Raw genomic sequence first — 13,543 nt, 5'->3', positions numbered from 1 at the left:
GTATATATCGCAATATCTAAAACATTCACGATCGACCCAATTATCATTATAAAACAATAAATTACAAATATTAAATAATTTTAATAAAATAGTCAAAAAATTTACACATTTTATTATTTATCAAGTTTTTTAACGAATTTACTATATACAAATTCTAAAACACGCCTACAATTTAAAAGACAAATATGTATGTTAAATATATAAATAGCAATTCCTTTACTCCAGTTATTAAGCTTTCCCCTATTAAAAATAGCCTTTTCATTTTCTTGTTAACCTGAGTAATTTATACACCTCTTTTAATCTATTACACTCCTCCATTTAAATATAAAGGTGACTTCTCGTTCAAATAATAAAGTGAAACTTTAATTCGCCCGATTCCCACCTAACTTCTTTGCTTTCATTGAATTTTTGGGCGGGAGTCTTACTGCCCAAAAATAACGGGATATATTATGCAATATTGCATTTGATAATCATTTTCATTGTAACTATAATGATTACAGGATTACTATTAATCTAATATTCTACATGGAGGTTTTATTATGTTTAAAAAAATTATTGTATCTTCTATGGCGCTTACTATGTTCGGTGGAGCTGCAACTATGCTAGAGGCACCTACTGCTCAAGCAGCTTCTTATAACTCAACGTCATCCTCTTACTTTGATGTCACTCCTGAAGAGGCCGTGGCTTTCTATCAATCTCAAGACTATAAAAAATTAAAAGTATTTTTGGATGACTTTGAAGCTAGAAACCCTTATACTCCAGGTGGAGGCTACGCTCAAGGGAGTGTACGTATGCAAAAATTCAACGATGCTCTTAGAGATGCCAAATTAACAAATGTCTACCAAGAATTTATTAGAATCTCATACTACAATCATTATCCAGAACCAAAATAATAACAACGGATTAAATGTTTATTATTTCTATAACTTAGCCTAATTTTAAATGTATAACCTAAAAATAATTACTAAAAACCACTCATATAAGGGTGGTTTTTCTATTTCCCCATATAATTTAGCGGAATGTTACATCATCTTTATTTTAATATGTTTTATAGTAGACATTCTCTAGTTGACACAATCTAGTAGGTTAGCAATGGGGATATCAAAATATATTTATAATTATTTTCTGTTTAATAGCAAAAAACGAACACCCTCTCACAATTAGATAAGGTGCTCGTTTTCATTTTTATCGGTAATTCTCAATTCATTTTAGCTTCTTTCCAATAAGCAAAGATTAAATTAACTTAAAAACAAAGCGTTTTAAATTTAATTCATAGATCTTACTGAAACTTGGAATTGTCCCTTAGAACCATCATCATTTGAAACGTAAATTTTATATGTTCCATTCGGTAATGGAGATAAAGCATTCCGTACATTTGTAACATTAATTTGTTGTTCTCCAGGTTTTATATAACCACCAACAATTAGCTCTGTATTTGGACCTTTTACACTATATCCCATTGTATTTTGACCATTATTTTTCATAGAGAAGCTTAAGTCAGTACTCCCATCATATACGAAAGAAGTTACAGCCTCGCCACTATAATTCATTGTTTGGGTTAATAATAAGTCTGCAGAAACATGTTCAACTACATGAATTGGATCATTCGTTTTGTGTACTTCTTCAGCATAAGTATTATTCCCTAACACACCAAGTGTTAATGCTGAAACTACTCCACAACTAAGCACTAGTTTATTTAACTTCATTTTAAGTTCCCCCTTGATGTTTGTATTCTATTACCATCATACATCCTTTTTTAAGTGCGTTTTTATGTAATAATTCATATCTATAAACCTATATATTTAAACTTTTCGCCTTAATAGTTATTGAGAAAGCCACATAGATAAAGCTACAATATTACACTTCATAAAAAACATGTAAATTTTAAAGTCTTTTTCTAACAAAGTTTTATACGAGTAAGTACCAAAATACTCAAATAAATAGCATTTCTATTTCAGATAAAATGTACTAATAAAATTTTTCTAAAATTTCACTTTGTAATTTGATATATTCCATGTTAATATAACGAAGGCTACAAAACAGGAGTCACCACGCATATCATTTTCACAGAATATTCATACTTAAAAAGACTTATTTTATCAGTAACTCAATCCAAATTTCACCTATACAAAAGTTAGTTTATAATTTCATATGTACATAAATTTAAATAGATTTTTTATCTATTATTTTTTCTATTTTCCTTATCAATTTTAATACGAGTAATATGACAGCACTTTTCAAGTACCCTTCCTTTTTTAGATAAAAAGTCTACTAATACTAAACATCTATGTCCAACTCATACATAATTCTACTTACAAACTATCGGAGATGCAAAACTATGGGAATTTCTACTCTTTTATTAAATACCTTTATTATAATAATTTGTATCCTTAGCTATCACGTATTTTGGCTAGAGTTTAAAGAAAAAATAACATGTAATAATATGTTATTTTCTATCCTTTCCTCCATTGCTATTATTTTTTGTATGACTTTTCCTTTTCATTTACATGTGGGATTTATTTATGATTTACGTTTTATTCCTATTATATTAGTTTTTCTATATGGAAATACAAAAAACATTGTTTTTATAGGAATTTTATATCTTTCTTACCGGTTTTACTTAGGCGGAAATGGCGTTCTTCCATCATTTATTATCTTTACTATCATTTCTGTTATAACAATGCTCTCTCGTTACTTATTACCTATGTATTTTAAAGAAAAAAAGATATTATTAAGCTTACTTCTTATTTTAGTATGTACAGCTTCCCTTTCTATTTGCGGTATTGTAACTCAAATAAATACAGGAGGTAAAATAGACTCTACTCTCATAGAATTTTTATTAAATTATATAGTCATTAATATTTTCACAGTATTATTATCAGTTTATTTTATAGAGGAAATGATTGAGAAATATAAAATGAAAGAAAAACTGCAACGGGCTGAAAAATTTTATATAGCTAGCGAACTAGCAGCGTCAATTGCACACGAAATCCACAATCCACTAACCACGGTACATGGATTCACTCAATTATTAAATGAAAAACATGCCTCTAAGCTATCTCAGGATCAATACTTAGAAATCATGTTAATTGAAATGCAGCAAATACAATCTACTATTAATAACTATTTATCTTTAACCAAACCACAGAACACCCTAAAAGAAAAAATAGATATTAATCACATTTTAAATCAGGTGAAAGATACTATTTCACCACTCGCTCTATCATACAAAGTTGAAATCAAACAAAATAGTACAGATTCCTTTTATATAAATGGGGACCCCGAAAAATTCAAACTCTGTCTAAACAACATCATCCAAAACGGAATTGAGGCTATGAAAAATGGTGGATTATTACAAATAAATATACAAAAAGTAAAAGGAAATATCATAATTGATATTATTGATTCAGGAATTGGGATGTCATCTCAACAAATAAAACGAATTGCTTTGCCATTCTATTCAACAACAGAAAAAGGAACTGGGCTTGGTACTATGATTGCTTATAGTATTATTAGAGAATTAAACGGAGATATAGAAATAGAGAGTGAATTAGGTAAAGGGACACGCTTTTCTATTAGTATCCCTTGCTAATGTGATAACAATTTTCTGTTTAGTTAATTACATAAATGAATTTTAAGAATCCCGCTAGCTAGCTTATTTATTAATTATCTTAAATTCATATGCGTTAATTAAATATAATAAGGATCAGAGCCTATCTATTGTTACAGATACACTCTGATCCTTTAGTTTAATTCAATTAAAAACACTTAATATTTATAACTTTTCTTACATCGTGATGAAATACTAGTTCATCAATTTTATCTTATTTACTGATTAGATTGGTTTAATATAAATATAACATCTCGCGACACTTAATTTGTTATTATCATTAGAGACATTGCCTGCAGTTGTTTTTTCATTAAAGTACAGACCTTTTTCCATTCATTGAACAAGACAACTCCCCTTTTACTACTTCACTTCCACCGTATAATTCCCTGTCCCCCCGCCATACTGATACACATGTAAATAATACTTCCCTGGATACGTATAGTAACTACCTACTAGTTTACTCCCTTGTTGCTGAGCATACGTAACATAATTATTTAAATCTGCTTCAGAATAAAGTACCCAGTTCATTCCGATATTATTTTCATTCGTTACGTTAATTTGAAGGTTTTTAGCAGTCTCCACATTAATTTCAAAGAAATCACTTGTATCGCCATTTCCTAAACTAGCACGTAAAACTTGATTTAACTGCAATTTGTTTGCTGTTTGGAATGAGTTATTCGGTTCTTTTTCTACACTGTTATCTTCTTTCTTTTGAACAGTTACAGTCGCTGTAGCAGTATTAGTTGCTCCTTTATCGTCTGTTACCGTTAATTTCGTCGTATACGTTCCTTCTTTTGTATATACGTGAGTTGGATTTTGCTCATTACTTACTGCTCCATCACCAAACTCCCATTTATACGAAGTAATTTTCCCGTCTTCATCTTTTGATCCGTCGCTTGTAAATGAAATTGCTTCATTTACATTTCCGCTATACGGACCGTTTATAACTGCAACTGGTGCTTTATTCTCTGCACCTTCTTCTGTATTAATACCGTGGAACACAACATCATATTCAAATTGTCCTGATGTATTCACGCGATAATTTACGAAGTATGCTGTTACTGTTTTATAGCCTGTCCATTCCTTTGCACTTAAACGTTTTAACGTATCATTAACGTTTTGTGTAATTGTTTTCCAATCTTCATATTCTCCTTTTGCTGCAGTTCCTGTATATGTTCCTTGTAGTGTGAATGTATTAAAGAACTGTGATTTATTTTTCTTCACTGATACATTTTTCAATTTTGCTTCCGCTGTTATTTCTGCTGCAATATCTGAAACTGGCTTCGATGCATGATTCGCTAAATAATCGTCTGATACTAATGGCACATTATATTTCTCACGATTATCAACTAGCATTTGCATATAGTCTTGATATTCTTTATTTAAATTCGCATCTTTACTTAATGTAGAGCGATATGCATCATATGCTGTTACATCATTTTTCCTAATAAGATCATGTATTTTATCGAACATATCATATCTCTTATTGTACATATATGATTGTAAAGCAAAGGAATAATTATAGAAATCCCACGTTCCATACTTTGCATTTAACGTTCGCTCTGCCGTATAACGCTCTGCTGGATTTGAAGATAATCCTCCTATAATACTCTTTCTCGGTACAACATTATCCGTTCTCGTTGCCCCTGCAAAAAATTCAGCATTTCCTTCTTCAAACCAAGATAATCTTTCATTTTCATATATTTTCCCTTGTCCCCATAACCCTGGTACTTCATATCTACCTTGTAAATAATGCGTGAACTCGTGTCTGAATAATTCTTCTAAACTATAAATACTTTCTTCTGGCGTACGCTCATAAGTAAAGAACGTACCTGTTCCTTCTATATAAAGACCACCGTTATTCGTTTCATAACCGTACAATTGACGATTAAATTGATATTCTGCTGGGCTATTATAAATAACCATCGTTAATACATCATCAGGATTTCCTTTTTCTAAAGGTTGATCACTTTCAACCGTACGATGGAATTGTGCCTTTACTTCTTTTGCCGCCCAATATAAACGTTTTACTTTTTCTTCTGTCACTTTATCTCCAGCTTTTAAAACAATTGCCCCATCATCAAACGTATACGTTTTTGGCAAATATTTTTTCTTTCCATCTTCTCTTATTTGATCTAAATTCACCACTTTACCATTTGCATCTTTTCCGCCATAATTTGTTGCAATTTGCTCAGCAGCTACGAAATATTGCTCCCCTAAATACGGATACATTTTCATCGCATCTGTTACAACTTGTAACCCTTTCGTTCCTGTACTATGGAACGTACCGAGTCTACCTGTATAATAAATGCCATTATTAATAAGCCAACCGTTTTTTGCTGTAATCGTTCCCATTAATGCAAAACGACTTAATTCATTAATATAACTATCTATTTTCTGATACCATACTGTATCTTTCGGTGCTTTCCTCGTATCGTACAAATACGATTGAATGTCGTAATCAACACCTTGCATAATATCGTAAATAGCATTTCCAACTGAAAGATTATCTACTAATGTAGAAAAATTATCATTATATTGTTTAAAAATCTTTGCAGCCGATGTTATCGTTTCCACATCGCTCGAAGCGTTTCCTATTAACTTTCCGTATGATGATACCACTCTATTTTGCTCTAATGTACCCAGCTTGAAATTTGAATTGTTAGCCATCGCTTTTAATGCAGGTAAGCATTTATCATGATAACTCCGTTCATTTAATTTACTAAGTTCCGAATTATAAAATCCTAAATAAAATCCTGAACGTAATACCTCTACTAATGTCTCAATCCCTTTTGAATCATCCTTCGTATAGGCTTGTCCTTGCTGCTTCAATTTATCAATAATCGCCTGCACCCTACTATCATTTTGATAGAATGCTAGACTGTCTGTATTAAACTGAAATAGCCCCGTAATTTGCTCCCAATCAATTGTTACAAGTAAATCTACTAACTGCTGATTGCTTAATTGATTTAATTCAGCAATTGTATAAGTTTTCGCTACAGCTAATTGCTTACTTTCTTTTTTCACCTCAGGTGGTCTTTGTGATAAATCGGCAAATTGTAACCTTTTCTCAAAAGACTTGCTTTCGAGCACTTTCGATGAATGAGCTAATTCTTGTACTGGTAGTTGTACACCGACTGGCTCCATTTTGAGCACATTTCGATAAGAAACTTGCTCTCCCTTAGTATCTTCTGCCAAACTTACCCCTTGAAAACTCCCTAACATTAAACTAGCAAAACTTACCCCTACTAACATTTTCTTTGAATAGCCTTTCATGCTCTCCCCTACCTTACATTTTTAGTGTCCCGCTCCATTATTTTACTATTTTTACTTTTTGTCCTGTATTGAGAAAAAAACAAGGTAACGTTCACACATGTATCCATTCCCTGTAAAATTAACGCTTGACTTTCCGTGCATTTTATATCAAAAAAAGATAGATAATAGCAAAATTTCTGCTACATCTATCCTCGTTTTCAACACTATGATTTTAACTTTATAAACGTAACTTCCGGTAATGTTTGCATATGCTGAATAAACTCATTCTTTTCTTCTGACGATATATTTTTCAGTTGCATCCCTACCTTATAAACAGTTTCTGTACTTTGCTGTGAAGCTTCCACCTCATATGAGAGTATTGGGATGCCTTTCACTTGTAGTGTTTCTAATATTTGTTGTACCGCTTCATGTTTATTTACAAACATTTGCACTGTTATATTTTGTGGAAATAAAAATTGCACCTTAAAAATACGACTTACAATTTCTAAACCAATTAAAACGAGAATCGTCGCTCCAATGCCTACTACATACATTCCCGCTCCAATTGCTAATCCTATACCGGCAGTAGCCCATAAACCAGCCGCGGTCGTTAATCCTTTCACCGCCTGCTTTTGAATAATAATTGTGCCTGCACCTAAAAAACCAACTCCACTAACGACTTGTGCTGCAATACGACTTGGGTCTAGAGACATATGCTCCTCAAACACAATATCTGAAAAGGCATATTTCGAAACAACCATTATTAACGCACTTCCTACCGCTACGAGGAAATGAGTCTTTAATCCAGCTTCTTTCGATCGAATTTCTCTTTCAATACCAATCATTGCTCCTAACAAGCCAGCAACACCGATTCGTATAATAAAATCAAAATCTACACTCACGGGCACTTCCCCCTTTCATTCATTATAGATAGATAAAACAAAAATTATCACAAATATCCATTTATCAACATGAAGGAATACTACTAAAATACACTTAATACTCCGACTGTTTTATGTTAATATTTAAAATATTAACATAAAATAAATAACTTCTAATTTTAAACCTCCACTAATTTTCTAAAAAAACAAAGATGGATTACATGAAATTAGGTTGAGAAACTTCAGAAAACGCTTTCATTTTGTATCATAATTTTTTATAAATACTACATAAACAAAGGAGCTTACTAACAATGAACGTCTCATTACTTACGCCTACTACTGATTTACAAGAAGAATACTTAGATTTCTATAACGAATGGAAAGATAGCGGTGAAACAATGATCCCGTGGGTTATCTCAAAAAATCCTGCCAACTTCCCAGCTATGGTTCAAGAACTTCTCGATGCGCATAAAGGAATAAATATCCCTAAAAATTGGGTACCAGACTCTACATATTGGCTTGTTACAGATGAAAATAAAATTGTCGGAGCTGTTAATATACGTCATAGTTTAACCAAACATTTATTTAACGCTGGCGGTCATATCGGTTATGGCATTCGCCCTTCTGAAAGAAGCAAAGGTTATGCTACGAAATTACTAGCATTATCATTAGAAAAAACGAAGGAATTAGACATCACGAAAGTACTTGTCGTTTGCGACGCAGTGAATACCGCTTCTGAAAAAACGATTTTACATAACGGCGGACTTCGTGATGATGATTTCACTGAGGAAGATGGGAATGTAGTAAGAAGATATTGGATTGAGCTATGAATGATCACAAATAAGCGAGAAAGTGATTATACACTTTCTCGCTTATTTTACACTGCTTCTATTTCAAACTGCACTGTAATACCACTTGGATCTACCACCACAAACCCATTTGTAGTTTCATTTATTTCATGTTGTTTTTCTATTAATCTTTCTTTCACTTCATCTAACGCTTCTTTATACGGTAGTACAATCGTATACACTTTTAGCCCAGTTGCATGTACTGGTGGGTGTGGGTTGTTTACTCCGTTCCACGTATTTGCACCAATATGGTGATGATATCCCCCTGCTGAAATAAATAAGCAATCCTCTTCACGCTGTTGTACTTCAAAACCTACTGTTTCCACATAAAATTCATGTGATTTCTCTACATCAGCTATTCGTAAATGTACGTGCCCAACGACAGTATTAGCAGGCAAACCATCAAACTCATAATCAACGAGTGTTGCCAATTCTTTTAAATCAAGTGGTGTACTTCCTCCTGGCCCTTCTCCCCATTGATCGTGCGGACGGTCTGCATAAATTTCAATACCATTCCCCTCTAAATCTTGCAAATAAAAAGCTTCGCTATATGTATGATCACTTGCACTATTAAACCTTGAAATTGGTAAAATTTCATTTGAATATGTATAACGCCCTTCTTGCTCATCCGGGCTGTCAATTACATTTTTATTACGAAGAACCCCAAATAGCGCAGAAGCAAAAGCTTCACGAGTCGGAACTAAAAAGGCTACATGATATATACCAGTCGTACGCGGTTCTTGCAGTACCCCGTCCTCTAACTTTTCAAGAACAAGTAACGCGTTCTTTCCACCTTTTCCAGATAAATATGCTTTATTCCCCTCTTGCTTAATTACCTCTAATCCTACAACATTTTCATAAAAAGCAATTTGACGCTCTAAATCTTTCACTTTAAATTCAATATGACCAATACGTGTTTTCGGATGAATTTGTACCATGAATAACTCCATCTCCTTATCCCTATATTTTTCCATTACATATAACCGTTACTATGAAGGATACAACTAAAATCATCCTATGTAAATAAGAAAAGTCAGAATTTACATACATTTTTATTTTCATAATAAAAAAGCCACCTTTTCTAAATTTCAGAAAAGGTGGCTTTATAACTCTTATCTCATTTTATGTACTTCAGCAACTAGTTTTCCACCCTGAATGCCCATATAAAGCTTCACAGGTGCATCATTCGTATTTTCAAATACTAAATCTAAATATGGATATGCAATTGTAGCATCTCTTCCTTGTGGAACATAACCTACCGTTTTAGAATGTGTAGTTCTCTCCACCATTTTCAGGCCAGCTTGATCTGCTGCATTGTATAAAGTTGAAGATGTTTGACAAACACCACCACCATATCCATCTACTAATTTACCATCAACTATTTCTTTCCCTAATTGATATCCTTTATCTGGTGTTGTATCACCGATTAATGAATTAAAAGAGAAACGGTCTCCTTTTGCTAACACAACTCCATTTATGCTCGCTGCTGACAAACGAATATTCTCAATACGGCCACCTGTTGAACCACCTAAGTTCGTTTCATATCTACCAATTACCGTACCATTTCCTTGCGCATCACTTAATGTTGCGACTGGTTTTTTCTCCACGATCGGCAACTGATACGTAGCATCCCACATACCAACGTTTAACAATTTATCTACTAATTCTTTTTCCATTAATTCATAAGAAGGTTTTCCTTCTTGCCAACTTCCATCAGGTGCTATACGTGAAGGAACCATTTTTTTGTCGACGCTTTTTCCAACCTCACCAACAACCTTTGTTACAGACTTTTTAAATTTCGCTTCATCTTCAAAATAGCCTAAACCAGATAAATCTAATTTTTTCACTTCAGTACCAGTTCGACCATCAACTAAACTAATAGTATCCTGTACTTCTGCTTTAGCCTCTACAGTGTGCCCACCAATATCACTTACCAATGCAACATCACTTACTTTTGCACCACAGCCACTCATTATAGCTACACATAACACCCCAACTAATATACCCTTTACTTTACGGAACAATATACTCTCTCCCTTTCCCCAACATCACTATTATGTATTTATTTCATTTTTATGTATGTTTTGTTACAATCATTTTACAATATGTTTATAAAATGTTACAAGTTATTTTTCACTCTATATAAATTACTCTTTTCTTTTATAAATGTCTATACATATTTACATAAAAGTTTGAGTTTGATAGAATTGTAACTTTTATGTAAACTCCCCCTTTTATCCAGTATATACCATTAAACAAAAGAAATACAAATCAAAAACCCTCAAGCTATTTTTTATAAAGTGAAATTGTAATCAGTGGGGGTTTTACGGGCATCCCGACCTTCTTTGTTTCTGCTGAATTTTGACATGGGGGTCTTATTGCCCAGCAAATAGCGGGATAAAGAGAAATCCCGTCAACATAAATAGGTATTTGCCGTGCCACCGCTCCGCTTTTGCACATACATTATGGTGTATTCAACCTATTTTAAAGAAATGGAGGATGTTATTATGTATCCCTACAATCCATATGATCCATATAATCAATATGCGTACCAACAACCACAGTATGACTTACAAACACAATATCAATCTTATATAGATCAAGCAGAGCACACGAATCCATACGACCAAAATAGACAATTCCAACTTCCAATCTCTTTTCCTGGCACTGGAAATCGTCAATTAGAAAGACGCGTAAATGAGCTTGAACAAAGAGTACGTCAACTAGAAAATACAGTTGAGCGCCATACACGTAGACTCAACCGCTTAAACCAACGTTTACGCACAGTAGAAAACAGACTAAATATTCCTTTCGCAGCATTAGAAGACGGATTTTAATTGAAAAAATAAAAATTATATAAGGAAGGGGCTCCCCCTTCCTTATATAAATTGACGAAAGTTTTTTCCATCTCTATACTGATAAGAGTTAATGAAATGAAACAAGGTGATAAATATGGATTTTGAAATAAATTATCTTTCCTTTTATGTTGTACAAGTAGAAGGAAAAGGTGAAGCAGTTGATAAACGCTACAAACATTTTCAAACTTTAGACGCTGAAGAATATGAAGATAGCTCCTTAAAAGAATTTTTGAATGGTGAGTTATTAAAAATATCGAAGCGAAAAGTAGAACGTCATGCAAAAACAGAACAAGCCCCAACAAAAATTGGTCGCTTTATTGTAGAAGAAGGGCACGAACTTGATTCAAACCCTCATTACAACCTTTTTAATCGTATTCGCTTTGCAGAAACAAAAGAAAACTTTAAAGATATGAGCGAACCTCTCGTTTATACATATCTTGACACAAGCGCTGTACGTGGTGGTGTATTTTTAATTGCTCAGGCAAAACTACGCAAATACTTTGATGATCCATTCGTATTCGTAATGAAATGCGACTTTGAACCAAAGGTTGCTTCTATTTCTGATGAATCAACACTGATTCGTAACGTTGAAATGGCCATCACAACAAAGAATATGAAATCTATCCAATATCCGTACATGCCTGAAGAAGGGATGGTTGAAGTAGGCGAACTAAAAATTCATCAAGCATCACACGCCCGTTATTTTGAAGACTTCTTAAAATTCGTCGAGTATGAACGCTCTATGCCTGAAATTATGAAAACACAAGTAATGGACATGGTATATGACCAAATTGAAGATGTATTTGAAGAAGGTACGGAAGAACGCGAACAATTCGACCAAGCAATGGAAGTATGGGCTGCCAGTCCGAAACGCGAAATTATGGAACAATTTTCAACCGAAGAAGTAATGGAAGCTACCGCTCAAATCGTTGAGCATGCTCCTGAAGTGGAATTAAAACTAAAAGCCGATCATATCTCTGTGAAGGCGTTGCTTGCGGATTTCGGGGATCAAATACATATTGCGAAGGTAAATGATCGATATGTACTTATGATTGAAGCAGACACACTTACATTTGAAAAAGGCTTCTCTCCTATTGAGTTTCTGAAGCCGGATGAGCTGCAAGATGTGATTGAGCGGATTGAGAATAAGCAGCAGTATTCGTTTGATCCGAGCGGTATTGAATAAAGTGAAACTTTAATCAGTGGGGTTTTGTTCATCCCCCACTAATTATTAACCCTCACCAATCGGGCTTTTACGGGATAAATACTTCCATATAACTGTTGTTACTGGGCGCTTTTAATAAGCGCTCTTTTATTTATATTAAAAACCGACTCTACTAAGAATCGATTTTTCTGCTTTATAATAAAACATGTTTATTTTCAAATTTTTTTGATGCAAGATGACATTTGTTGCAGAATCAAATACATCCCTTCCTTGTTATACAAGCTTATTTCCATTAGAAATATCTACTTCAATATTTCTAGTTGACCAAGTCCTTCTATAAGTTGTTAAGATGCAAAATTCACTTTACTACTTCAAATTTATTGTACTCGTAAAAAGATAATTGAAAACGATATTCCGGATGTTCTCTCACCCAATCGTAGGCTTCTTCTAAAATTTCCATTTTGTTTTGCAAGTCATTAAGTTCACTACATTCGTCCCTTTTCTGTTTGCACAGAGGGCAGAATCCATTCACTATTTCCGCACTCGTCGCCCTAATAGTTTTACTTTCTAAATCAACTACTAGACGAAGAATAACAGAATGCTCTTCTTTTGTAGTCACCTTCATTTCAGCAATCCGATCCTCATTCCAAAAGACACCGTTTAATTCCATCTTTACTGTGACATCTTTAATATCCAAGTCTACCACTATCACACCTCCCTTGTACAAAACTCAATCTTACTCTTCTATTTTAAACTTTAATACACCACAACTTAAAGAGATATTAAGTTTTTTCCAATCCTTCTTTACTATGAAAGAAAGTGTAGTTAATGCTAATTGTGTGGTAAATATTATCCAAAAAACTAAAACAGTTAAAATGTTAAAGATTGTTTCCATTAAACTACACTCTTTTCTTTATATATATTTT

General features: G+C 33.2%; 11 protein-coding genes. 5 read left to right on the top strand and 6 right to left on the bottom strand.

All coding sequences use genetic code 11. The features are described from left to right. Nucleotides 1-539 precede the first annotated feature (539 nt). Entirely contained in the window at nt 540-893 is a 354-nt protein-coding gene (locus tag ACTFRY_RS06895; RefSeq protein ID WP_000473483.1) for a hypothetical protein, read from the top strand. A 372-nt stretch (nt 894-1,265) separates the two neighbouring features. Here the strand turns inward: ACTFRY_RS06895 and ACTFRY_RS06890 are convergent, their stop codons facing one another. Then, nucleotides 1,266-1,706 (bottom strand): hypothetical protein, encoded by a 441-nt coding sequence (locus ACTFRY_RS06890; RefSeq protein ID WP_000773525.1) that lies wholly within the window; start codon nt 1,704-1,706, stop codon nt 1,266-1,268. A 632-nt stretch (nt 1,707-2,338) separates the two neighbouring features. On the opposite strand from ACTFRY_RS06890, the gene ACTFRY_RS06885 reads away from it, so the two are divergent. Continuing rightward, nucleotides 2,339-3,592: a sensor histidine kinase gene (locus ACTFRY_RS06885; protein WP_000513019.1), complete on the top strand. Its 1,254-nt coding sequence runs from the start codon at nt 2,339-2,341 to the stop codon at nt 3,590-3,592. A gap of 378 nt (nt 3,593-3,970) precedes the next feature. Here the strand turns inward: ACTFRY_RS06885 and colA are convergent, their stop codons facing one another. After that, nucleotides 3,971-6,886, bottom strand: coding sequence for a collagenase ColA (gene colA / locus ACTFRY_RS06880; RefSeq protein WP_098617149.1), 2,916 nt, complete (start codon nt 6,884-6,886; stop codon nt 3,971-3,973). A gap of 203 nt (nt 6,887-7,089) precedes the next feature. Continuing rightward, nucleotides 7,090-7,767 carry an MgtC/SapB family protein gene (locus ACTFRY_RS06875; RefSeq protein WP_000109721.1) on the bottom strand — a complete coding sequence of 226 codons (678 nt, stop codon included), beginning with the start codon at nt 7,765-7,767 and terminating at the stop codon, nt 7,090-7,092. A 290-nt stretch (nt 7,768-8,057) separates the two neighbouring features. On the opposite strand from ACTFRY_RS06875, the gene ACTFRY_RS06870 reads away from it, so the two are divergent. Then, the gene (locus ACTFRY_RS06870; RefSeq protein WP_098617150.1) at nt 8,058-8,576 is read left to right on the top strand and encodes a GNAT family N-acetyltransferase; all 519 of its coding nucleotides are present in this window, start codon (nt 8,058-8,060) and stop codon (nt 8,574-8,576) included. Nucleotides 8,577-8,623: 47 nt separating this feature from the next. Here the strand turns inward: ACTFRY_RS06870 and ACTFRY_RS06865 are convergent, their stop codons facing one another. Both ACTFRY_RS06865 and ACTFRY_RS06860 read right to left on the bottom strand, forming a co-directional pair. After that, on the bottom strand, nt 8,624-9,532 hold the full coding sequence (locus ACTFRY_RS06865; protein WP_044795258.1) for a VOC family protein: 909 nt from the start codon (nt 9,530-9,532) through the stop codon (nt 8,624-8,626). Nucleotides 9,533-9,706: 174 nt separating this feature from the next. Further along, nucleotides 9,707-10,618 (bottom strand): VanW family protein, encoded by a 912-nt coding sequence (locus ACTFRY_RS06860; protein ID WP_000488971.1) that lies wholly within the window; start codon nt 10,616-10,618, stop codon nt 9,707-9,709. Nucleotides 10,619-11,101: 483 nt separating this feature from the next. Between ACTFRY_RS06860 and ACTFRY_RS06855 the strand changes: the two genes are divergently transcribed. After that, entirely contained in the window at nt 11,102-11,431 is a 330-nt protein-coding gene (locus ACTFRY_RS06855) for a hypothetical protein (RefSeq protein ID WP_000283715.1), read from the top strand. Nucleotides 11,432-11,546: 115 nt separating this feature from the next. Then, nucleotides 11,547-12,638, top strand: a complete 1,092-nt coding sequence (locus tag ACTFRY_RS06850) for a DUF3900 domain-containing protein (protein WP_000345046.1) — start codon at nt 11,547-11,549, stop codon at nt 12,636-12,638. Nucleotides 12,639-12,975: 337 nt separating this feature from the next. Here ACTFRY_RS06850 and ACTFRY_RS06845 read toward each other — a convergent pair whose 3' ends face one another. Further along, nucleotides 12,976-13,323 (bottom strand): hypothetical protein, encoded by a 348-nt coding sequence (locus ACTFRY_RS06845; RefSeq protein ID WP_000227983.1) that lies wholly within the window; start codon nt 13,321-13,323, stop codon nt 12,976-12,978. Nucleotides 13,324-13,543: the final 220 nt, after the last annotated feature.

The sequence above is a fragment of the Bacillus cereus group sp. MYBK195-1 genome (assembly GCF_051916605.1).
Taxonomy (GTDB): domain Bacteria; phylum Bacillota; class Bacilli; order Bacillales; family Bacillaceae_G; genus Bacillus_A; species Bacillus_A cereus.
This window is presented reverse-complemented; position numbering and strand designations above follow the sequence as displayed.

What these genes read in the sequence shown, in the direction of transcription:
- ACTFRY_RS06895 (WP_000473483.1), top strand. Translation starts at nt 540, where the DNA reads ATGTTTAAAAAAATTATTGTATCTTCTATGGCGCTTACTATGTTCGGT.
- ACTFRY_RS06890 (WP_000773525.1), bottom strand. Translation starts at nt 1,706, where the DNA reads ATGAAGTTAAATAAACTAGTGCTTAGTTGTGGAGTAGTTTCAGCATTA.
- ACTFRY_RS06885 (WP_000513019.1), top strand. Translation starts at nt 2,339, where the DNA reads ATGGGAATTTCTACTCTTTTATTAAATACCTTTATTATAATAATTTGT.
- colA (WP_098617149.1), bottom strand. Translation starts at nt 6,886, where the DNA reads ATGAAAGGCTATTCAAAGAAAATGTTAGTAGGGGTAAGTTTTGCTAGT.
- ACTFRY_RS06870 (WP_098617150.1), top strand. Translation starts at nt 8,058, where the DNA reads ATGAACGTCTCATTACTTACGCCTACTACTGATTTACAAGAAGAATAC.
- ACTFRY_RS06865 (WP_044795258.1), bottom strand. Translation starts at nt 9,532, where the DNA reads ATGGTACAAATTCATCCGAAAACACGTATTGGTCATATTGAATTTAAA.
- ACTFRY_RS06855 (WP_000283715.1), top strand. Translation starts at nt 11,102, where the DNA reads ATGTATCCCTACAATCCATATGATCCATATAATCAATATGCGTACCAA.
- ACTFRY_RS06850 (WP_000345046.1), top strand. Translation starts at nt 11,547, where the DNA reads ATGGATTTTGAAATAAATTATCTTTCCTTTTATGTTGTACAAGTAGAA.